The organism is Asanoa iriomotensis, assembly GCF_016862515.1.
Classification (GTDB): Bacteria; Actinomycetota; Actinomycetes; order Mycobacteriales; family Micromonosporaceae; genus Asanoa; species Asanoa iriomotensis.
Genome location: NZ_BONC01000007.1, coordinates 19,100 through 40,556, shown reverse-complemented (window position 1 = coordinate 40,556; position 21,457 = coordinate 19,100). Strand labels below are relative to the sequence as shown.

Annotated in this window: 20 protein-coding genes; 14 read left to right on the top strand and 6 right to left on the bottom strand. The window is 70.8% G+C overall.

Annotated elements, in window-relative coordinates; translation table 11 throughout:
• Positions 1-5: 5 nt before the first annotated feature.
• From Air01nite_RS07465 to Air01nite_RS07450, 4 genes are all read left to right on the top strand, one after another.
• Positions 6-1,091 carry an alpha/beta hydrolase gene (locus Air01nite_RS07465; RefSeq protein ID WP_239090556.1) on the top strand — a complete coding sequence of 362 codons (1,086 nt, stop codon included), beginning with the start codon at positions 6-8 and terminating at the stop codon, positions 1,089-1,091.
• Between the two features lies 1 nt (position 1,092).
• The gene (locus tag Air01nite_RS07460; protein ID WP_203701212.1) at positions 1,093-1,839 is read left to right on the top strand and encodes an esterase family protein; all 747 of its coding nucleotides are present in this window, start codon (positions 1,093-1,095) and stop codon (positions 1,837-1,839) included.
• Between the two features lie 12 nt (positions 1,840-1,851).
• The gene (locus tag Air01nite_RS07455) at positions 1,852-3,087 is read left to right on the top strand and encodes an ATP-grasp domain-containing protein (protein ID WP_203701211.1); all 1,236 of its coding nucleotides are present in this window, start codon (positions 1,852-1,854) and stop codon (positions 3,085-3,087) included.
• 128 nt (positions 3,088-3,215) lie between these two features.
• The gene (locus Air01nite_RS07450) at positions 3,216-5,165 is read left to right on the top strand and encodes an elongation factor G (protein WP_203701210.1); all 1,950 of its coding nucleotides are present in this window, start codon (positions 3,216-3,218) and stop codon (positions 5,163-5,165) included.
• 60 nt (positions 5,166-5,225) lie between these two features.
• On the opposite strand, the gene Air01nite_RS07445 is transcribed toward Air01nite_RS07450, so the two are convergent.
• Both Air01nite_RS07445 and Air01nite_RS07440 read right to left on the bottom strand, forming a co-directional pair.
• Entirely contained in the window at positions 5,226-6,827 is a 1,602-nt protein-coding gene (locus tag Air01nite_RS07445) for a serine/threonine-protein kinase (protein WP_203701209.1), read from the bottom strand.
• Between the two features lie 88 nt (positions 6,828-6,915).
• Entirely contained in the window at positions 6,916-7,536 is a 621-nt protein-coding gene (locus tag Air01nite_RS07440) for a DUF1345 domain-containing protein (protein ID WP_203701208.1), read from the bottom strand.
• A 95-nt stretch (positions 7,537-7,631) separates the two neighbouring features.
• On the opposite strand from Air01nite_RS07440, the gene Air01nite_RS07435 reads away from it, so the two are divergent.
• From Air01nite_RS07435 to Air01nite_RS07425, 3 genes are read left to right on the top strand one after another with little or no spacing between them, the layout of a single operon-like run.
• Positions 7,632-8,129, top strand: a complete 498-nt coding sequence (locus tag Air01nite_RS07435; protein ID WP_203701207.1) for a VOC family protein — start codon at positions 7,632-7,634, stop codon at positions 8,127-8,129.
• Positions 8,130-8,181: 52 nt separating this feature from the next.
• The gene (locus Air01nite_RS07430) at positions 8,182-8,388 is read left to right on the top strand and encodes a ribbon-helix-helix domain-containing protein (protein ID WP_203701206.1); all 207 of its coding nucleotides are present in this window, start codon (positions 8,182-8,184) and stop codon (positions 8,386-8,388) included.
• On the top strand, positions 8,382-8,684 hold the full coding sequence (locus Air01nite_RS07425) for a type II toxin-antitoxin system PemK/MazF family toxin (protein WP_203701205.1): 303 nt from the start codon (positions 8,382-8,384) through the stop codon (positions 8,682-8,684). Before Air01nite_RS07430 ends, Air01nite_RS07425 begins: the two co-directional genes overlap by 7 nt.
• A gap of 6 nt (positions 8,685-8,690) precedes the next feature.
• Here the strand turns inward: Air01nite_RS07425 and Air01nite_RS07420 are convergent, their stop codons facing one another.
• Positions 8,691-9,539 (bottom strand): helix-turn-helix transcriptional regulator, encoded by an 849-nt coding sequence (locus Air01nite_RS07420; protein ID WP_203701204.1) that lies wholly within the window; start codon positions 9,537-9,539, stop codon positions 8,691-8,693.
• Positions 9,540-9,640: 101 nt separating this feature from the next.
• Between Air01nite_RS07420 and Air01nite_RS07415 the strand changes: the two genes are divergently transcribed.
• Together Air01nite_RS07415 and Air01nite_RS07410 are read left to right on the top strand one after the other, a co-directional pair.
• Entirely contained in the window at positions 9,641-10,390 is a 750-nt protein-coding gene (locus Air01nite_RS07415) for an SDR family oxidoreductase (protein ID WP_203701203.1), read from the top strand.
• Between the two features lie 20 nt (positions 10,391-10,410).
• Entirely contained in the window at positions 10,411-10,845 is a 435-nt protein-coding gene (locus Air01nite_RS07410; protein WP_203701202.1) for a PRC-barrel domain-containing protein, read from the top strand.
• A gap of 6 nt (positions 10,846-10,851) precedes the next feature.
• Here the strand turns inward: Air01nite_RS07410 and Air01nite_RS07405 are convergent, their stop codons facing one another.
• On the bottom strand, positions 10,852-11,490 hold the full coding sequence (locus tag Air01nite_RS07405; RefSeq protein ID WP_203701201.1) for an NAD(P)-dependent oxidoreductase: 639 nt from the start codon (positions 11,488-11,490) through the stop codon (positions 10,852-10,854).
• Positions 11,491-11,577: 87 nt separating this feature from the next.
• On the opposite strand from Air01nite_RS07405, the gene Air01nite_RS07400 reads away from it, so the two are divergent.
• Positions 11,578-12,153, top strand: coding sequence for a TetR/AcrR family transcriptional regulator (locus tag Air01nite_RS07400; protein ID WP_203701200.1), 576 nt, complete (start codon positions 11,578-11,580; stop codon positions 12,151-12,153).
• Position 12,154: 1 nt separating this feature from the next.
• On the opposite strand, the gene Air01nite_RS07395 is transcribed toward Air01nite_RS07400, so the two are convergent.
• The gene (locus tag Air01nite_RS07395; RefSeq protein WP_203701199.1) at positions 12,155-13,069 is read right to left on the bottom strand and encodes a hypothetical protein; all 915 of its coding nucleotides are present in this window, start codon (positions 13,067-13,069) and stop codon (positions 12,155-12,157) included.
• 134 nt (positions 13,070-13,203) lie between these two features.
• On the opposite strand from Air01nite_RS07395, the gene Air01nite_RS07390 reads away from it, so the two are divergent.
• Positions 13,204-14,085 (top strand): MHYT domain-containing protein, encoded by an 882-nt coding sequence (locus Air01nite_RS07390; protein WP_203701198.1) that lies wholly within the window; start codon positions 13,204-13,206, stop codon positions 14,083-14,085.
• Positions 14,086-14,129: 44 nt separating this feature from the next.
• Here Air01nite_RS07390 and Air01nite_RS07385 read toward each other — a convergent pair whose 3' ends face one another.
• The gene (locus Air01nite_RS07385) at positions 14,130-17,684 is read right to left on the bottom strand and encodes a ThuA domain-containing protein (protein WP_203701197.1); all 3,555 of its coding nucleotides are present in this window, start codon (positions 17,682-17,684) and stop codon (positions 14,130-14,132) included.
• Positions 17,685-17,976: 292 nt separating this feature from the next.
• Between Air01nite_RS07385 and Air01nite_RS07380 the strand changes: the two genes are divergently transcribed.
• From Air01nite_RS07380 to Air01nite_RS07370, 3 genes are read left to right on the top strand one after another with little or no spacing between them, the layout of a single operon-like run.
• Positions 17,977-19,485, top strand: a complete 1,509-nt coding sequence (locus Air01nite_RS07380) for a sugar ABC transporter ATP-binding protein (RefSeq protein ID WP_203701196.1) — start codon at positions 17,977-17,979, stop codon at positions 19,483-19,485.
• Positions 19,482-20,459, top strand: a complete 978-nt coding sequence (locus Air01nite_RS07375) for an ABC transporter permease (protein ID WP_203701195.1) — start codon at positions 19,482-19,484, stop codon at positions 20,457-20,459. Before Air01nite_RS07380 ends, Air01nite_RS07375 begins: the two co-directional genes overlap by 4 nt.
• Entirely contained in the window at positions 20,456-21,439 is a 984-nt protein-coding gene (locus tag Air01nite_RS07370) for an ABC transporter permease (RefSeq protein WP_203701194.1), read from the top strand. Before Air01nite_RS07375 ends, Air01nite_RS07370 begins: the two co-directional genes overlap by 4 nt.
• The last annotated feature ends 18 nt before the right edge of the window (positions 21,440-21,457 follow it).

Sequence of the window (21,457 nt, the reverse complement as noted above, 5' to 3'; positions counted from 1 at the left end):
CCCGGATGGGATGGGTCGACGGCCGGCTGACGTTGAGCTACGCCGATCCGCGGCATGAGCTCGCCGGCGTACGCCTGGCGCAGCATGCCGGCATGCCCGCGGACCAGTTGGATTTCGCCTACCGCGACCACGCCTGGTTCCTCGACGTGGCGGCACCACCGGCGTGGCGGCTGGAGTACCAACTGCGGCTCCGCCACCTCGACGGGCGCGAGGAGCACGTCAACGACCCGGGCAACCCGGCCCGGGTCGGCGGCGCGTTCGGCGACAAGTCGGTGCTGCACCGCGCCGACTACGTCGAGCCGGCCTGGCTCGACCTGCCCGGCGCGCACGGCACCTGGCGCGAGCTGACCGTGCCCGCCCGCACCCTCGACGCCGACATCGCCGTGCGCACCTGGTCGCCGCCGGGCGCCGGCGAGCGCGTGCTGATCGCACACGACGGGCCCGAGTTCGACAAGCTGGCGAGCCTGGGCCAGTACGCGGCGGCGATGGTCGGCTCGGGCTCGCTGCCGCCGTTCCACCTGGTGCTGCTGGCTCCGGGTGACCGCGACGACTGGTACTCGGCCAACAACGCCTACATGGCCGCGCTGACGGGCCCGGTCCTGGAAAGGATAAGAACCGAGCTGGGCTTCACGGGCAGGGTCACCGGGATGGGCGCGAGCCTCGGCGGGCTCGCGATGCTGCACGCCCAGCGCCGCGCGCCCGCCGCGTTCGGCGGCCTCTTCCTCCAGTCGGGCAGCTTCTTCCGGCCCCGGCTCGACCCGCAGGAGTCCGGCTTCCGGTACTTCCAGCGGATCACCCGGTTCACCGGCCCCGTGGTCGCGTCGGCGTTCGCCGCTCATCCCGTGCCGACTCTGCTCACCTGTGGCACCGTCGAGGAGAACCTCGCCAACAACCGGGAGATGGCGGACGCGTTGGCCCGCACGGGCTATCCGGCGGAGCTGGTCGAGGTGCCCGACGGGCACCACTTCACCGCCTGGCGGGACGCGTTCGACCCGCACCTGACGCGGTTGCTGGCCCGGTCGTGGGGCGAGACGTCCTGGAGCCTGGGCTCGTGGGGTCCGGGGTCGTGGGGAGGCACGGAGGGGAGCTAGCGTGCGGGAGCACTGGGTCGAGCTGTTCTCACCGGCCATCGGCACGGCCGGATCGGTGGTCCGCTACGGCCATTACGGCCGCCCCGTCCTGGTGTTCCCGTCCGAGCAGGGCAAGGCCGGCGACTTCGCCGCCAACGGAATGGTGGGCGCGGTCGCCGACCTCGTCGACGCGGGACGGGTCAAGCTCTTCTGCGTCGACTCGTACGACGCGGCCTCGTGGGCGGCCCGTGACCTGCCGCTGGAGGAACGGGCCAGGCGGCACGGCGCGTTCGAGTCGTGGATCGTCGACCAGGTCGTGCCGTTCATCCACGACGACCAAGGCGGGGGTACGGGCGACATCGCCGTCGCCGGCTGCTCGATGGGCGCCTTCCACGCGCTCAACTTCGCCTGCAGGCGCGCCGACCTGTTTCCGCTCGCCATGTGCTTCTCCGGCAACTACGACCCGGCCGCCTGGCACGGCTGGGGCGAGCGCGGCGACGCGACCTACTTCAACAGCCCCGCCGACTACCTCGGCCACCTGCACGGCGACCACCTCGAGTGGCTGCGCTCGCGGCTGTCGGTGCTGCTGGTCTGCGGCCAGGGGCAATGGGAGGACACCACCGGAGCCCTCGAGTCCACGCGGCGGGTGGCCGGCCTGCTCGCGGACAAGGGGATCCGGCACGAGCTCGACCTGTGGGGCCACGACGTGCCGCACGACTGGCCGTCGTGGCGCGCGCAGTGGGCACATCATCTGCCACGGTTTTGTTGAGGGAGGCGGCACGTGGCCGACGTCGAACACATCATCGGATTGCTGCTGGGCACGGAGGACGACTGGCCGCGCGCCTACGAGGCGCTGGTCGACCGGCTCGGGCCCGTGGTCGACGGATCGGGGCGCAAGCACCGGCTGAGGACGACCCGGGTCACCATCGAGCCGTTCAACCTGCGCGACAAACCCCGCCACTCGTTGGTCATCGACCGGCTCGCGTACTGGTACTACCACCCGCGCGAGTGGCTCAAGAAAGTGTCCATGATGGACGATGTCTACCTGCTCAACAGCCCGTTCACGTTCCAGTCGATGGAGAAGCACGCGGCCTACTGCGCCATGATGCGGCTCGGGCTCAAGGTGCCGGAGACCGTGCTCGTGCCCTACAAGCACCCGCTGGAGAACTCCCGCTGGGCCTACACCGCCGCCCGCTACAACCAGTCGTTCGACCTCGACGAGGTGGCCGAGCGGCTCGGGTATCCGCTGTTCATGAAGCCGTACGACGGTGGCGCCTGGGTCGGCGTCTCGAAGATCCAGGACAGCGCCGAACTGCACGCCGCCTACGACGCGTCCGGTGAGCGCCTGATGCACCTGCAGCAGTCGGTCGAGGGCTACGACGTGTTCAGCCGCTCGCTCTCGATCGGTCCCGAGACGATGGTGATGAAGTTCCGACCGGAACTTCCGATGCATGACCGGTACGCGGTGGAGCACGGCTTCCTGGACGCCGAGACGGGCGACGAGGTGGTCACGATCTCCCGGCTGGTCAACGCGTTCTTCGGCTGGGAGTTCAACTCGTGCGAGTCGCTGGTCCGCGGCTCCGAGGTGTTCCCGATCGACTACGCCAACGCCTGCCCGGACGTGGCGCTGACCTCCCTGCACTACTACTTCCCGTGGGCGATGAAGGCGCTGCTGCGGTGGACCACGTTCTGCGTGGTGACCGGGCGCCGGTTCCAGGTGGACCTGAACACCCGGCGGTACTTCGAGGTCGCCGACCGCACCGACCTCACGTACAAGGAAAAGCTTGCCGCCTATCGAAAGCTCGCCGACGAATATTTTGACACCGAACGATACGTCGACTTCTGCGCGTCCCGGCTCGGCCACGTCGACGAGTTGGTCTACGACTGGGTCGACTCGCCCGACTTCGACGCGCTCCTGGTCGACACCGTGCGCGCCACCTATCCGGCGAGCGAGCACGAGCGGTTCCTGGCCCACTTCCGCGGCCTGGTCGGAGCCTGGGTGGCCGATCAGGAGTAAATCGGTGGGAACGGCCCGTCCGGCATGGGACGCTGGGCGGGTCAACCACACCCGACGACAGGAGCGTGCAATGCGAGGCATCGAGAACTTCCGCCTATCCGCGCGAGTTTTCGAGGACGCCTCCGCTTATGCACACCGTCAACATCGGGATTCTGGCGCATGTCGACGCCGGTAAGACGAGCCTGACCGAGCGCCTGCTGTTCGACACCGGGGTGATCGACCGGCTCGGCAGCGTCGACTCGGGCACCACACAGACCGACTCCGGCGAGATCGAACGCCGGCGCGGCATCACGATCCGGTCCGCGGTCACCGCGTTCCGGGCGCGTGACCGCCAGGTCAACCTGATCGACACGCCTGGGCACCGCGACTTCATGGCCGAGGTCGAGCGGGCCCTCGCCGTGCTCGACGGCGCGGTCCTGGTGCTCTCCGCGGTCGAGGGCGTGCAGCCGCACACCCGGCTGCTGATGCGCACCTGCCGCGCCCTGCGCCTGCCCACGCTGCTCTTCGTCAACAAGATCGACCGGGTCGGCGCGCGCGACGCCGGGCTGCTCGCCGACATCCGCCGGTTGCTCACGCGGGCGATCGCGCCGCTGGGCACGGCCCGCGCGATCGGCACGGCCTCCGCCGGCTTCGTCGGGCACGCCGCCGGCGACGACTGGCTGCCCGTGCTGGCCGAGCACGACGACGCGCTGCTGGCCGCGTACGTCGAGGACCGCCCGGCGCCCGCGCCGGCCCTGCGGGAGGCGCTGCGCACCCAGACCGCCGCCGGGCTGGTGCATCCGCTGCTGTTCGGCTCGGCCCTGTCGGGCACCGGCGTCCCCGAACTGCTCGACGCGATCGGCGACCTGCTGCCGCCCGCGCCACCAGCCGAGCCCGCACCCCGCGCCCGGGTCTTCGCGATCACCCGCGGCCCGGGCGGTGCGAAGGTCGCGTACGCCCGCTCGTACGGCGGATCGTTGACCGCCCGGCAACGGGTGCCGGTGTTCCGCCGCACCGCGGACGGCCGCGTCGAGACCCACCGCGCCCAGCTCACGGGCGTCGCGGTGGTCGGCGACCCGTCGGCGTCGGTGTTGACCGCCGGCTACATCGCCGCGCTGACCGGCCTGCCGGCCGTGCGGATCGGCGACCAGATCGGAGCGCCCGCCGGCCTCGACTCGGCCGTCCACTTCCCGCGCCCAGGCCTGGAGACGGTGGTCCGCCGCCGCGACGACGGCCCGGCGGCCGAACTGCACGCAGCATTGCTCCGGATGGCCGACGAGGACCCGCTGATCCACACCCGGGTGACTGCGGCCGGCGAGACGGCGGTGCTGCTCTACGGCGAGGTGCAGAAGGAGGTGGTTGCCGCAACCCTGGCCGACAACTACGGCATCGCCGCCGAGTTCACCACGAGCCAACTCGTCCACCTCGAACGCCCGACCGGCGTGGGCAGTGCCCTGGAGATCATCGGCAACGGCTTCTTCGGCACGGTCGGCCTGCGCGTCGAGCCGGGCACCGGCATCGAGTACGACCTGGCCGTCGAGCTCGGTTCGCTGCCGCTGGCGTACCACAAAGCGATCGAGGATTCGGTCGTGCGGGCGCTGGAACAGGGCCTGTGCGGCTGGCCGGTGACCGACGTGCGGGTCACGCTGACCCACAGCGGCTACTGGTCACCGGTCACGGTGGCCGGCGACTTCCGGGACCTGACCCCGCACGTGCTGATGCAAGCACTAGCGGCGGCCGGCACCCAGGTCTTCGAGCCGTGCCACCACTTCGAGGCGGACGTCCCGGCGGCGGCCCTGGGCCCGGTCACCGGCGCCCTGGCCCACCTCGGCGGCCGCGTCGACGAGACGACCCCGGCCGGCGACACGTGGCGGATCACGGGCTCGATCCCGGCCCGCGCGGTGGCGGAGGCCCAACGCCGGCTGCCGGACCTGACCAACGGCGAGGGCCTCTGGACCTCGACCCCGTCGGGCGACCGCCCGGTGCGGGGCCGCCCACCACGCCGCGCCCGCACGGACGGCAACCCGCTGGACCGGGTCGAGTACACCCGCTGGCTGGCCCAGCGCGACCTGGCCACCAGCGGTCATCCGCGCCGGTAGACCTCCGTGACCCTGTTGCGGCAGGGGGCTGACGTCACTGTCCGCCTTGGCCGCGGCAGGTCAGTAGGTGAACTCCGCGCTCTTCGCCTCGCCGCGGATCGCGGTGCCGTCGTCGTCGTACACGCGCCAGGTCTGCACCAGGACGTAGCGCTTGCCGCGTGGTGGCGTGAGCTCGGCGGGGCCGCAGGACCGCTCGGACATCTCCGGGCCGAAGCGCAGCGCCTGGCAGTTGTGCGTCGCGCCGACCTGGTTGCCCGCCGTGTCCTTGAGGGTCAGCGTGATGTCGGCGAGGACGCCCTTCGAGCGCAGCGCGCCCGAGATCCGGATGCCCGGGCCCGTGCTGTAGCACGTGTTGGAGAACGCCGGCTGCAGGAACTTCCACTGGTATCCGGTGCACTTCGGCTCGCCGTACGCCGTCGGAAGGGGTTTGACCTTCGCCTCTCGCTGCTCCGGCTTCGCCTGTTCCGGTTTGGTGATCCGGTTGGCGGTCAGCCCGGCCGCCGCGGTCTCCGCCGCACCGCCGTCGCGGGCCGGTTTGGCGGCCTTGGCCTTCGGTGATGCCGACGGCGCGGAGGACGGTCGGGTCGCCTCGGCCTCGCCGCTGGTGCCCGGTCCCGGCCACTCGAACGCGACCAGCGCCACGGCGATCAGCACGAACGCGGTGACCACCGTGGTGATCGCGTGCCAGGCCGGCGCCCGGCCGCGGCGCTGCGTCGGGATCCTCGGCCGGGTGGTGAGCACCGACTGCATCGGCAGCCGGGGTGGCCTGGGCAGCGCGGGTGCGGCACCCAGCCGGACCGCGGCGGTGCGCAGCGCGTCGGCGAGCGCGGCCGCCTCGGGCCGGCGCCCGGGATTTCTGTCCACACAGGACGCGATCAGCCGCCAGAGCACGTCCGGGATGCCGGGGTTGCGGCGGGGCCGGGTCTCCATGTGCCGGCGGAACACCGATTTCGGCGTGTGCCCGGCGTACGGAGGCCGGCCCGTGAGTAGCTCGTAGAGCACCATCCCGAACGCGTACACGTCGGACGGCGGCGACGGGCGGGCGCCGTTGATGAGCTCGGGCGACAGGTAGTTCGGCGTGCCGAGCAGCGCGCCGGTGGTGGTCAGCTGCGGCGCGTCGACGACCCGGGCGATGCCGAAGTCGGTCAGCCGTACCCGTGGATCCGAGTCCAGCGCGTCCGGCGCGCCGACCAGGATGTTGTCGGGCTTCATGTCGCGGTGCACGACGCCGAGGCGGTGCGCGTGCGCGAGGCCGTCGGCCACCGCGGCCATCACCGTCGCCGCCGCGGCGGGTGTCAACGGCCCGCGGGCCCGCAGCACCCCGCGCATGCTGCCGCCGGGCACCAACTCCATCACCAGGCCGAGCGAGTCGCCGATGGTGAGCAGCTCGCGTACCGGCACGATGTTCTCGTGTTCCAGCGCGGCCAGGATCGCGCGTTCCTGCACGAACCGCATCACGGCCCTGGGTTGCGGCACCAGCTCTTCGCGGAGCAGCTTGACCGCGACCTCCTCGCCGGTGGCCTGGCTGCGGGCCCGCCACACCGTGCCGCTGGCGCCGGCTCCGATCTGTTCGAACAACTCGTAACAGCCGCCGACCACACGTGCGCAGGGTTTACCGGGCGCGGGGACGGGCTCGGGCGTCTCGGGGGGTTCTGACGTCACTTGACAGTCATACTCGTCTAATACTCGATATGCCGGAACACACCCGAAAAGTCCGATTGGAATCCCCTGAACGGAGGACGGGCCTCGGCTAGCCGGTGATGATGTTGACCGCGACGGCCAACACGATCGCGTTGTAGAAGAAGCTGATCACGCTGTGCACCATCACGTGGTAGCGAACGGTGCGTCCCTGCACCTCCACGTCGGACGCCGCGAACGAGACGCCGACCGTCACCGCGAAGTAGAGGAAGTCGATCATCCGGGGGTATGGGCACTTCGGGAACCGCCAGCCGGACCACTGCGCGTAGAACCGTGCGTACCCGACCTGCAACAGCAGCCACGCGCAGAAGGTGACGAACGCGCCGAGCCCCTGCACGAGCCCGCTGAAGTCGCTGTTCTGGTCGACCGCGAGCACGTCGAGCGAGGCACCGAGACCGGTGACGCTGGCCGCGACGGTGAAGAAGAAGCTGAAGCGGCGGCCCAGCAGGCGCGCGTTGACGCCGGTGATCGGCGGTGGCGGCACGTTGGGGTCCGCCAGCCGCTCCCGCCGGATCCAGATGGTGCCGACCAGCAGATAGGTGAACGCGAGCAGGCCCCAGAACAGCAGGAAGAGCACGACGACGGGCTCGCTCTCGCTGCCCGCGACGGTGAACAGCAACCCGCCGACCGCCAGGACGATTTCGACCAGGCGCGCGATCAGCGTGCCGGCCACCCCCACGAATCGGCTAACGCGCGGGTCGTTCCTGGGTTGCGTTGGGTTCCCATTTGTCCAAGCGGGTGACCGGCACCGTCGATACGGTCGGTCGCATGACCACAGAGCGCAACACCCGACCCGCCGACTATCCGGCGGCGATCATGCCGATGCTGGCGTACGAGGACGGCGTGGCGGCCATCAACTTCCTGCGGGACGCGTTCGGCTTCACGGAACGGATGCGGCTCACCGCCGACGACGGCTCGATCGGCCACGCCGAACTGGCTCTCGGCGACGCGGTGGTCGCGCTGGCGACACCGGCGGGCATCGGCTACGAGAGCCCGAAACACCACCGCGAACACTGCACGTCCGCGATGCGCTGGACGGAGCAGCCGTGGGTGGTCAACGGGGTGATGGTCTACGTCGACGACGTGGACGCCCACGCGGCGCGCGCGGAGGCGGCCGGTGCCGAGTTGCTCAGCCAGCCGCAGGACACGCCGTACGGCGTGCGCAGCTACCGGGCGGAGGACCTGGAGGGCCACCGCTGGATGTTCAGCCAGCACATCCAGGACACGAAACCCGAGGACTGGGGCGCCAGCACTCCCACCGAGTGACACGCCGAGAGCCAATGCCATTGCCGATACGATCATTGGTACTGTCCCCGGCATGACTGCGGCGATTTCCATCACTCTGGACGACGATCTCTCGCAGGCACTCAACGCGGCGGTCGGCGGCGGCAACCGGTCCGCGCTGGTCTCGGACGCCATCCGCGAATATCTCGACCGCCGCAACATCGCGGCCGCCAAGGCGTGGCACGCGTCGCTCGAGGGCGAGGACGCCGCGATGCTGGCCGACGTCGACGCCGCGTGGTGACACGGGGCGACGTCTGCGACTACACGATCGGCAGCCGTCGGGTCCGCGTGGTCGTGGTCAGCGCCAGCACGTTCACCGCCGACTATCCGGTGGTCGTGCTCGTGCACGATCGTGCGGACGGTGACGTTCCCGGGATCCTGCTACCGCTGCCCAAGGACATCGCCGGCGGCGGCACCGTGGACCTGTCGCGGATCCGTCACGCCGACCCGGCCGCGTTCGGTCATCGGCATGGCCGGGTCTCGGCGAGCCTGATGAACCAGATCGACCAGGGCCTGCGCCGGCTGCTCGGGCTCTGAGGAGCGTCAGGGGCGCAGGGCCGGCAGGTCGGCCAGGCGGCGGAAGGCCGCCTCGGTGGGTGAGCCCGGCTCGGCGCAGTAGACGATCATGCGTTGGTCGCTGTCGCTGATGTGCAGGACCTGGCACTCGAACTCGAGCGGGCCCGTGTCCGGGTGGTCGACCCGCTTCCGGACTCCGCGCCGCACGGCCACGTCGTGGGTGCGCCACATCCGGGCGAACCGCGGCGAGAGCCCCAGCAACTCGGTGACCAGCGCCTCGATGCCCGGGTCGCCGGGATAGCGGGCGTACGCGGCGCGCAGGTCGGCGACCGAGGCGGCGGTGAAGGCCAGCGTTTCCTCGTCGCGCCAGAGCAGGTCGTCGGTCGGCCGGCGGAACATCCAGCGGATCATGTTGCGGTCCTCCGGCGGGTACGCGGACTGGTCGCCGATGAACCGGGTCGCCAGCGCGTTCCAGGCGAGCAGGTCGTACTTGGCGTCGACCACGTACGCCGGGGTCAGTGGCATGGTGTCGAGCAGGTAGCGGACCGCCGGCAGCAGTTCGCGGCTTGGACCGGCCACCGCCGGCGGGGTCTCGCCCGCGATCCGGAACAGGTACTCGCGCTCGTCGATCGTCAACAGCAGCGCCCGGGCCAGCGCCAGCAGCACCTGCCGCGACGGTTGCGGGCCCCGGGCCTGCTCGAGCCGGATGTAGTAGTCGATCGACATCCCGGCCAGCTCGGCGACCTCCTGCCGGCGCAACCCGGGCGTGCGGCGCGGCCCGGTGCCGCCGCCACCAGGCAGCCCGACGTCGGCGGGGCGCAGCCGCTCCCGGCGGGTGCGCAGGAACGCGGCAAGCTCGCTGCGGTTGACCGTCACCCCTCAAGGTTGCCGCAACCCCCGCGCACGAGGGTGGTACGGCCGGTACCAGGCAACACCGGTCCTGCCGCGGTGGCGCGGGGGCCGCCAGGCTCGAGGGCATGACACAGATCGCATTGATCACGGGCGCCAACAAGGGCATCGGGTACGCGACCGCGCGCGCCCTGGGCGAGCGGGGCATGACCGTGCTGCTCGGCGCCCGCGACGAGAACCGCGGCCGGGCGGCGGAGAAGGAGCTGACCGCGGAAGGGCTGGACGCCCGGTTCGTCGCCCTCGACGTGACCGACGCGGCGACGATCCAGGCGGCGGCCGCTTTGGTCGAGGCGTCGTTCGGTCGGCTGGATGTGCTCGTCAACAACGCCGGCATCGTCCGCGCCGACGGCACCGCCGAGCCGAGCGCGACCACGATCGCGACGATCCGGGAGGTCTTCGAGACCAACGTGTACGGGGTGGTCACGGTCACCAACGCGCTGCTGCCGCTGCTGCGCCGAGCGCCCGCCGCGCGGATCGTCAACGTCTCCAGCGAGGTCGGCTCGATCTCGTCGATGACCGACCCCGAGAGCCCGCTGTTCGCGCTGACCTCCGTGCCGTACCCGGCGTCGAAAGCGGCCCTCAACATGATCACCGCGATGTACGCCAAGGAGCTGCGGGACACCCCGATCAAGGTCAACGCGGCGAACCCGGGCTACACGGCGACCGACTTCAACAGCCACCACGGCTTCCGTACGCCCGAACAGGCGGCGGCGGTCTGCGCGCACCTGGCGACGCTGTCCGCGGACGGTCCGTCGGGGTTGCTCTGGGGCAACCTGATCACCCTTGAGGGCGACCAGAACGGGGTTCTGGCCTGGTGATTCGCGGGTAAACAAGTGCCGTGGAGGCTTTCGTTTTCAACGCGTGGGCGTGGCGCCCGCCGGCGCTCGGCGGCGGCCACGACGAGACGACACCGGACCGCGGCCCGGACGACCCCGACCGGGACCGCGACCGGCGCCGCACGGTGGTGGCCGAGGCCGGCAGCGGCGGCCCCGGCTTCTCCCTGGACCTGACCGGCTACGCCGTGCGGGCGGTGGACGGCGAGATCGGCAAGGTGGAAGAGGCGAGCGACACGGACCTGGTGGTCGACACGGGCCCCTGGATCTTCGGCCGCATCGTCCTGCTGCCCGCGGGCGTGGTCGAACGGGTCGACCACCGGAACCGCACGGTCCTGGTCGACCGCACCAAGGACCAGATCAGGAACGCACCGGAATACGCCGACGCCCCGGACTACCGCGACCGCCTGGCGCACTACTACCGCGACACGTACCGGTAGAGACGCTCAGTAGCCCAGCCCGATCACGCGGCCGACGGTGTGTGGGTCGTCGAGCGCGACCATGATGGCGTCGGCCAGGTCGGCGCGGGAGAGCTTCAGCCCGCCGCGGACGTTGCGGTCCAGGGCGGTCCGGTAGGGCTTGCGCGGCCCGTCGGTGAGCTGCGGTGGCCGCAGCACCGTCCAGCGCAACTCGCTGTCGAACACGATCCGCTCGGTGCGGGCGAAGTCGGCGAACGGCTGCCTGAGCAGGGTGCTGCCGATCAGCGGCTTCAACACGTAGCGCGTGAGCGGTCCGTCGCCCGCGTCGCGCACGTGCCCGCTGCCGGTGACCACCAGCAGCCGCGCCGACGGGTTGTCGGCGCGCAGCGCGGCGACCGCGGCCGCCGCACCCCGCGAGCAGACGGTCGCCTGGGCCTTGGCCCGCGGCCCGAGCGTGTCGACGACCGCGTCCCGGCCGGTGACCGCCGCGCTGATCGACTCGGCGTCGAACGCGTCCGCCGTGACCACCTCGAGCCGCGGATCGGCCGCGATCGGCAGCCTGGCCGGATCGCGCACCACGGCGGTGACGTGATGCCCGGCGTCCAACGCCCGGCGCACGACGTGCTGCCCGGTCCCTCCGGTGGCGCCGAGAACGGTGATCTTCATGGCCGATGCCTCCCCGTGGTGGTTAGTAAACACTCACTTACCTCTAGGATGGTAAGCGCTCACTCACCTGTCAAGGGGGCCGCCCACGTGGGAACCAGAGACGTGATCCTCGACGCAGCCGCCGAGGTCATCCGCACGCGCGGCATGGCCAACGCGACGACCCGCGAGATCGCGAAAGCCGCGGGCTATTCGGAGGCGACGCTCTACAAGCACTTCACGGGAAAGGCGGAGCTGCTGGTGGCGGTGTTGCGCGAGCGCACGCCGGGCTTCGTGCAACTCTCCCGCGCGACCCACACGCTCGACGAGGATCTGACGAGCGGCTTGACCGCCATCGCATCGGCGGCGATCGCGTTCTACACGGACAGCTTCCCGATGCTGGCCTCGATCTTCTCGGACCCGTCGATCCTCACGGCGCACACGTCCGGGCTGCGGGAGGTGGGCGCCGGGCCGCACAAGGTCAACGAGTCGGTCATCGACTACCTGCGCGGCCAGCAGGAACGCGGCATGGTCCGCCCGGACGCCGACCTCTACGCGGCCGCCGGCCTGCTGATCGGCGCCTGCTTCCAACACGCCTTCCTGGGCCACATGACCTGGCCGGAGCGCCGCTCCGACGCGGAGGCGGCCCACGCCTTCGCCGCGCTGACCGCGAGATCACTGACTTAGGTCACGGTTCTTGGAAGTCGCGGTCCTGCCAGATGCGGCGGGCGCGGTAGTCCTGGACCTTGGCGATGTAGTCCTGGCTGTCCGGCGTGCGCCATCGCCCGCTCAACCAGCGACCGACACATCCCCACTGGTCGCCCGCCCGGTACGTCGCGCCCCGCTCCTCGCCGTTGAGCCAACCCTCGTAGCCCTCGAAGCAACCCCGCCAGATCGCGTACGCCAGGTCCACGTTCATCGCCGTCGAGCGGAGCACGCCCGGCCACGCCGACTTCTGGTACGGGTGCCGGTCCTGCAGGATGCCGAAGCTCTCCGGGCACCGGCCCGGCCGGCCGTCGGCGCCCAGGCCGTGGCCGGGTGCGCAGCGGCTCGCGTCGCTGCCGTAGTCACCGAGCGCCGGCTGCTGCCACCAACTCTCCACCGCGGCCTGCGCGAACACAAGCGACTCGTCGACGCCCCACTTGCACGCGGCCCAGCGCAGGATGTCCTTTGTGGATCCCGTGAAGGCCCCGTCCACCCGGGGTGCGATCCGGGCGTCGGCGCGGTCGTCGTCGAAGATGTCCGCGCCGATCCGGTGGCCCGTCGTCGAGTTGGCCATCAGGTTCATCCGCTTGGTCTCCGCCGACGGGCGGGCGCGCACCCAGGTCGCGCACTGTGCGCCCGTCGGCAGATCGGCTCCCGGCGGCAGCGTCACGAACCGTGCCGGCGCGGGCGGCGGCGTCGGTCGGGCGGTCGCCGACGGCGGCGCCGCGGGCTGCGACCAGCCGCCGTCCGTGTCGCTCCAGCCCGTGCCGGTGCGGCCGTCCGCTCCGCCGGGTGACCGGTCCGCGTGCGCCGCGATCGTGCCGACCAGCGTGATCGCCGCGGCCGCCGCGATCACCACGGCGATCGGCAAGCGGTGGCGTCGAATGCGTCGTCTCACGGCGAGCGACCGTAGGCGTACCCACCGCAGTCGGTCAACGATCCAAACGGACATATAACACAAGCCACCTCGATCGGGTGAGTGACGGACGAGATGTGCGACAGTCCACGTTAACCACCTGGCTCACTTCCCGCATGGCAACCGTGCACCACTTCACCAATGGCTGGTTGAACCCGGTCTTCGCGTACGCCGTCTCGATCGTCGGCGCGCTCGTCGGGCTCTACTGCACGGCCCGCGCCCGGCAGGTGCGCCCCGGCGCACCACGGGTGAAGTGGTTGACCATCGCGACCGTCGCGATCGGCGGTGCCGGCATCTGGCTCGCGCACCTCACCGCGATGCTCGGCTTCGACGTCGAGGGCAGCGCGGTGCGCTACAGCCCGGCGCTGACCGCGATCAGCCTCGCGTTCTCGCTCGCCGCCGTCGGGGTCGGGCTCTTCCTCGTCGGGTACGGCGACCCGTCCACCGCGCAGGTCCTCCGCGCCGGCGGCATCACCGGCGCCGGCCTGCTCGGGATGCACTACACCGGCATGGCCGGGGTCAACGTCGCCGGCGAGATCGTCTTCCAGTCGCGGCTCGTGGCGGTGTCCGCGCTGATCGCGGTGGTTGCCGCAACCGCGGCGTTGTGGTTCAGCGTCACGGTCGACGGCCGGCTGCCGATCGCCGGTGCGTCGGCGCTGATGGCGGCGGGCGTCTGCGGCATGCACCACGTGGCGATGGCCGGTGTCGGCGTCCGCCTCGACGAGACGGGTCTGACCCCGGTCACCGGCGTACGCCCGCTGGTCCTGATCGTCTCCGTGGCGGTGATCGCCGCGGTGACGATGACCGTGCTGGCGACGGTGGCCCTGCAGGCGATGACGACGGAAGAGTTCGCGGGCGAGGGCCCCGCAGCCGTGACCAAGCCGGAACCGGTGGGCCTCGCGGCCGCCGGCTTCGCGACGCCGGCAGGCGAACCCATCCGGCTGGACCTGCCCGTCACGCCGGGCCTGCGCCGCCGCGAGTCCCGCTTCCCCTACTGACGAGAGGTTGGGGGCCCCGGCTCGACACCGGGGCCCCGCCTGCGTCACTGCTGGGTCAAGCGCCACTGCTGGTTCGTGGCCGTGTGGCACGGCCACTGGATGAGCGGGGCGCCGTCGGCCGTCGAGTTCCCGTTGACGTCAAGGCACTTGCCGCTGTGCACCGCACGGAACTGGTAGACCCCCGACGACGACGCGACCGGGGTCCACGCCTGGTTCGTCTGGGAGTTGCAGGTCAGCTGCACCACCGCGGCGGCGTCCGCGGTCGAGCCGCCCGACACCACCATGCACTTGCCGCTGTGGACGGCCTTCAGGTAGACGTTGCCGCCACCCGCGTCCACCGCCTGCCAGCGCTGGTTGGCGCCGCCGGTGGCTCCCCACTGGTGCACGACGGCGTTGTCGGCGGTCGAGACACCGTTGACGTCCGCCAGCTTCCCGCTGTGTTGCGCGGTGAGCGTCCACGTGCGCCCGGCGATGCCGCCCGCCGGCGCCGTGCCGACGCCGTTGCCGCCGAAGGTGAAGGAGTCCACGTCGAAGTTGTTGTTCGCGCTGCTCTTGAACACCATGTAGAGCTTGTGCGTGCCAGACAGCGCCGCGACGTTGACCGCGGCCTGCTGCACGTACGTGTCCCAGCCACCCGTTGCCGCAACCGGGTTCGTGGCCAGCAGCGTGCCCGTCGGCGAGTCGGCCCGCAGCTCGATGCTGCCGCCGCCCGTCGGTGACGAGATCCGGTAGCTCACCGTGGTGATGCCCTGCAGGCTCATCGGGTCGAACATGATCCAGTCGTTGTTGCTGACGTCGCCGATCCGGCCGCCGCTCTCCGCACCGCTCTGCGCGACGATCCGCGTCCCGGACTGCGCCGTGTAGTACTCCGCCTGCTTGTGCTTCGGCTGCAGGATCGCCTTGGCATAACCGGTCAACCGCGCCACCGACCCGTTGCCGTTGTCCTGATAGCGGGCGTTGAGCACGTAGAACAGGTTGGCGCCGTCGGGATGGCCGCCGAGGTTGCCGGTGGACACCGTCCCCGAGCAACCGGGCAGGTCCGTCGTGCCGTGCTCGTGGTCGTCGTGCCCGAGGGCCGGGTTCGTGAACACCTGCTGGCAGTTGATCGTGCCGTCCTGGGCGTCGGTGACCGACACCGAATAGGCCACGTTCTGCCCGAAGTCGAGCATCCCGCCGTTCGGCGGCCCGGTGACGGTGACCACCGGCGCGTTGTTGCCCACCGTGATCGGCACGTTGGCGAACGACGACCGGCCGGTGTTGTCGGTGACGGTCAACTTCGCCACGTAGTTGCCGTTGGCGGTGTACGTCTTCGACGGGTTGGCCGCCGTCGAGTCCGTGCTGCCGTTGCTCTCGAAGTCCCAGGCATAGCTGATCGTGTCGCCGGTGTCCGGATCGTGCGTCCCGGCGCTGGAGAACTGCACGGTCAACGGCGCGAGACCGTTCGTCGGCGTCCCAGTCGCCACCGCGACCGGCGCCCGACCACCCTTGACGTAGTCGATCCGGTAGAGCCCGGAGTCGTTGTTGCCACCGCCGAAGTTGGCGCCCCACTCCAGCAGGTAGAGCGAGCCGTCCGGCCCGAACCGCATGGCCATCGGCTTGTTGAAGAACTCGCCCGGCAGGAACGGGTTGATCTTCACCAGCCCACCGGCGGCGTCGAAGTGGATCTCCTGTACGTAGTTCCGCGACCACTCGTAGAAGAAGTGCACGCCGTTGTAGTAGGGCGGGAACTTCGTCGTCGACGTGCTGGCCGCGTTGTAGCGGTAGACCGGCCCACCCATCGGCGCCGCACCGCCCGCACCCATCTCCGGGAACTGCGGCGACGCGCCGTACCCGTACCAGATCTGCGGTTGCACCAGCGTCGGCAGCACCCGCAGCCCGGTGTTGTTGGGCGAGTCGTTGACCGGCGCGTTGCAGTTGAACTTCGCGCCGACGACACCGGTGTCCGGGTTGTACGGCGCGTAGGCCTGGTTGTCGCCGTGGCAGAAGGGCCACCCGAAGTTGCCGGCCTGCTTGATCACGTTGAGCTCGACCAGCCCCTCAGGCCCCCGGTTGGTCGTGGGCGCGCCACGGTCGGGCCCGTAGTCGGCCAGGTTCAGCCACCCGGTCTGCTTGTCGACCTCGAACCGGAACGGGTTCCGGAAACCCATCGCGTAGATCTCGGGCCGGGTCTGCGCGGTGCCGGGCGCGAACAGGTTGCCACTCGGGATCGTGTAGGTCCCGTTCGTCTCCGGGTGGATCCGCAGGATCTTGCCGCGCAGGTCGTTGGTGTTGCCCGCGCTGCGTGCGGCGTCCAAGTTGGACTTGCCGGGCCGCCAGTCCAGCGGCGCGTAGCCCTGCCACGCCGGATCGAGGTTGGGCGGGGTGTCGTCGCCGGTCGACAGGTAGAGGTTGCCGTTGGGCCCGAAGGCCACGTAGCCACCGGTGTGCCCCGGCTCCGGGAACGTCCGGTCCCGATAGGCCGGCACGGACAGCAGCACGACCTCGCTGGCCAGGTTGACCGTGTCACCGCTGACGGTGAACCGCGACAGCCGGTTGATGTCCGTCGCGGAGGACGACGGCGAGTAGTACAGATAGATCCAGCCGTTGGTGGCGAAGTTCGGGTCCAGCGCCATGCCGACGAGCCCGTCCTCACCACCGGTGTAGACCGACAACGTCCCGGCGGTCACCGTGCTCTGCTGAGCGGGCTTGAAGATCTTGATCTGCCCGGCCCGCTGCACGTAGAAGACCCGCCCGTCCGGCGCGATGTCCAGCGCCATCGGGTCGACCGTGTTGGAGTCGAGGCTGACCTTCTCGAAGTTGCCCCACACCGTGCCACCGCAGTCGCCGGGCAGGTTGCCGGCCGCGTACCGGACCCCGCCGAGGATGTGGTTGCGGAAGTTCGTCTCGCTGTACGAGGCGATGTCGTGCCCCATCGCGGTCGCCCACACCTTGCCGCCCTCGACCTCGCGGCACCAGGAGATCGGGTGGTCGATGCCCATCGCGTCGGCGCCTGGGTTGTAGGTGCGCTCGTCGGCGGTCACCAGCACGTGCACGTTGCCGCGCGCGTTGACGTCGAAGTTGTACCACTCCTCGGTGCGTTGCCAGTTGTCCGGCAACCCCGCGGTCGACGGGTGCGCCTTGTCGGCCACCCGGGCGAATCCCTGCAACGAACCCGGTGAGTGCGACGGCATGTGCGCGCCGCCGTTGATCGTCTGGTCCCACCACGGGAACGTGGTGTCGATGCCCATGTCGGTCGCGTTGTGGATCGCCACGATCCCGTTGCCGGCCCGCAGGTAGTTCTGCACAGCCGTGCGTTGCGCGTCGTTGTCGAACACCATGCCCGAGGTCTGGAACATCACGAGCACGTCGTACGTGTCGAGGTTGGCGGTGTTGAGCACAGTGGAGTCCTCGCTGAACACCACCTCGAAGTTGTTGGCCGCGGCGAGCTGGTTGAACATCGTGACGCCGGCGGCGATCGAGTCGTGCCGGTAGCCGGCGGTCTCGCTGAACACCAGGGCCCGGAAGGCGGGCGCGGCCTGCGCGGGAGCTTGGACGATGCCCAGGCCGAGCAGGGTGGCGGCGATCGTGAGCAGGCTGAGGACAGGTCTGCGGCGGCGCATGCGAGCTCCTTCTCAGATGCCGTGCGAGGGCGTGCGGGAGGGCTTGCGGTGCAACGCGTCCGCCGAATACGCGTGCCGTCTAACATCGACGCGGATGAGTTTGACTCGTTTCAGGTCGCGGCGTCAACGCGGGCAGCCGTACAGGTAGATCAATCAATGCCGAACTGTGATCGTGTCTGGCCCGTTACGGTCTTGATCCGTCCGTGTTCGGTTGCTTACGATTCGACGCCAAAGCGCTTTCGGTTCGCCCAGCAAAAGCTCGCCCTCGGCTGACGAAAGTCCCGGTGATCGCATGGATTCAACCGAACCGCCGGAAGCGCTCCTGGCGATGCGCGGGGTCGGCAAGTCGTTCTACGGCGTGCCGGTTTTGTCTGATGTGGACGTTGACCTCAAACCCGGCGAAGTGCACGCGGTCGTCGGCGAGAACGGCGCCGGCAAGTCGACGCTGATGAAGATCGCCTCGGGCGTCTACCAGCCCGACGCCGGCACGCTGCACGTCGACGGCCAGCCGGTCGCCCTGCACAACCCGCGCGCGGCCCAGGCGGCCGGCATCGGGATCATCCATCAGGAGTTCAACCTGCTCCCGGAGCGCACGGTCGCCGAGAACGTCTTCCTCGGTCGCGAACCCATGCGCCGCGGCCTGGTCGACCGCCGGACGATGCGGGCACGCACGAAAGAGCTGCTCGCCTCGGTCGGCGCCGAGTCCGTCCAGCCCACCGACCGCGTCCGCCAGCTCGGCATCGCGCAGCAGCAGGTGGTCGAGATCGTCAAGGCGCTCTCCCTTGACGCCCGCATCCTGATCATGGACGAGCCGACCGCGGCGCTCGCCGACCACGAGGTCGAGCTGCTCTACGCGCTGGTCCGCCGGCTGCAGGCCCGCGGCATCGGCATCCTCTACGTCTCGCACCGCCTCGCCGAGGTGTTCGACCTGTCCGACCGGATCACCGTGCTCAAGGACGGGCGCCGGGTGACCACACTGGACACCCGCGACGCGACCCCGGAGGCGTTGGTGCGGCACATGGTCGGTCGCGAGCTGGCCACCTACTACCCGCCGAAGGCCGGCGCCGGCGGCACGGCCCTGGTCACGCTGACCGGTGCCGGCAACGCTCGCGTGCGACCGCTCGACCTCGAGCTGCGCGCGGGCGAGGTGCTCGGTGTCGGCGGCCTCCAGGGTTCCGGGCGTTCGGCGCTGGCCCGCGCGCTGTTCGGCGTCGAGCCGTTCACCACCGGCCGGATGGTGCTCGACGGCAAGCCGGTGCGGCCGCGCTCGCCTCGACAGGCGGTCCGCAACGGCATCGCGTACGTGACCGAGGACCGCAAGGCCGACGGCCTCGCGCTGAGCCAGTCGGTGCTCGACAACGCCCTGCTGGCCAGCCGCGCCGTCCGGCCGCGCTGGTTCGGCGGCGGCGCCCGCACGACCGGCGTCCGCGCGCTGCTCGACGCGGTCGAGGTGCACGCGGCCGGGCCCGACCAGGAGGTCCGCTACCTGTCCGGCGGCAACCAGCAGAAGGTGGTGCTGGCCCGCTGGCTGGCGATGGCGCCGCGGGTGCTGCTGTTCGACGAGCCGACCCGGGGCATCGACGTCGGCGCGAAGGCGGCCATCCACGAGCTGATCCGCGATCTGGCCGGCAAGGGCGCCGCGGTCCTGATGATCTCGTCGGAGCTGCCCGAACTGCTCGGCATGAGCGACCGGATCGTCGTCATGCGCGACGGCACGCTGGCCGGCGAACTGCCCGGCAGCGCGAGCGAGGAGGCGGTCCTGAGCTTGGCGACCGGCACACCCCACGAGGTCACCGCATGAGTACGCAGGCTCTGACCAGGCCGAGGATCGACTCCACCAATGGCGTCTGGCTCGCGCTCGGCGTCACGCTCGTCGTCGGCGGCATCCTCGTCGCCACCGACGGCGGCTCGCTGTTCAGCCAGAACAGCACGGTCAGCCTGCTGCAACGGGCCGCCGGCCTCGGGATTGTCGCGGTCGGGCAGACGTTCTGCATCCTGGCCGGCTCGCTCGACCTCTCGGTCGCCTACGTCATCAGCCTCACCTCGCTGATCGCCGCCGAGACCATGGCCGGCAGCGACGGCCGGGTGCTGCCGGCGGTCCTCGCCGTGCTCGCCGTGTCGGCGGCGATCGGCTTGGTCAACGGCCTGCTGATCACCAAGTTGCGGATCAACGCGTTCATCGCGACGCTCGGCGTCGGCCTGCTGATCAAGGGCTACCTGGAGCAGGGGTACGCCGGCCCGGCCGGCGCGGTGCCCGTCTCCTTCCAGCACCTCGGCTACGACCGCGTCGGCCCGGTCCCGGTCGCGTTCCTGCTCTTCATCGGCGTCGCCGCGGTGGCGTGGGTGGTGATCAACCGCAGCCGGTACGGGCACCACCTGATCGCCACGGGCGGCGACCTCGACGTGGCGCGGCTCTCCGGCGTCCGCACCGACCTGGTGCTGATCCGTACCCACGTGATCTGTTCGATCTGTGCCGGCATCGCCGGCCTCTATCTGGCCAGCCGGCTCGGCGCGGGCGCACCCCGGGTCGGCGCCGAGGGCGGCTACGACCTCGAGTCGATCGCCGCCGTCGTGCTGGGCGGTGCCGTGCTCGCCGGCGGCAAGGGCGGCGTGGCCGGCACGGTCGGCGGCGTGCTGCTGCTCGCGGTCATCGACGGCATCTTCAACCAGTTGGCCGTCGACCCGTTCTTCAAGCAGGTGGTCCGCGGCGTCGTGATCGTCGCGGCGGTGGCGATCTACGCGCTGCGCCTGCGTGGCCGGAGGGCGGCGCGATGACGACGGAGACGATCGCACCCACCGCCCAGGCCCGCCGCGGTCGCTGGGGTGCTGGCAGCATCTGGCCCGTCGTCGTGATCCTCGTGCTGCTGCTGGTCGCGATCGGCATCCGCCAACCCGAGTTCTACGACCCGCCCGCCCTGCTCGCCTTCCTGAAGCGGTCGGCGCCACTGATCATCCTGGCCGCCGGGCAGTATTTCGTGATCGTCGCCGGCGACTTCGACCTCTCCGTCGGCTCGCTGGTCACGGCCGAAGTGGTGATCGCGGCCCGGCTGATCGACGGCGACCCGGCCGCGACCGGGCCGGTGATCGCGCTGGTGCTCGGCTTCGGCCTGCTGGTCGGCCTGGTCAACGGCCTGGTCAGCACGCTGCTGCTGGTGCCGTCGTTCATCACGACGCTCGGCATGTACCTGATCCTCGTCGGCGCGGTCTACACCTGGACGGGCGGCTCGCCGCGCGGCGCGCTCTCCGAGGAGTTCCGGATGTTCGGCCGCCGGGGCATCGAGGGCGTGCCGTGGCTGGGCGAGATCCCGTACGCCGTGCTGATCCTGCTGGTCCTGGCCGCCCTGGCGGTCCTCGCGATGCGCTCGGACTTCGGCAAGGTGCTGCTCGCCGTCGGCGACAACCCGCGTGCCGCCCGGCTGGCCGGCGGCCGGGTCGCCGGGGTCCGCACGGTCGCTTTCGTGATCAGCGGCTGCTGTGCGGCGGTGGCGGCCGTCCTGCTCGGCGGCTTCGGCGGCGTGAGCTTCCAGGTGGGAGCCGGGCTCGAGTTCACCGCGATCACCGCGGTGGTGCTCGGCGGCGTCGTGCTCGGCGGCGGCCGCGGCTCGGTCGTCGGCGCGATGCTCGGCGCCCTCACCTTGCAGACCCTGTTGACCCTGCTCAACCTGCTCGGCGTCGCGGGCGCACTGGCGTCCGCGGTGCAGGGCCTGATCATCCTCGCTGCCGTGGCCATCGGCGGGCTACGGGCACGCACCTGAACGCACCGACCCCAAGGA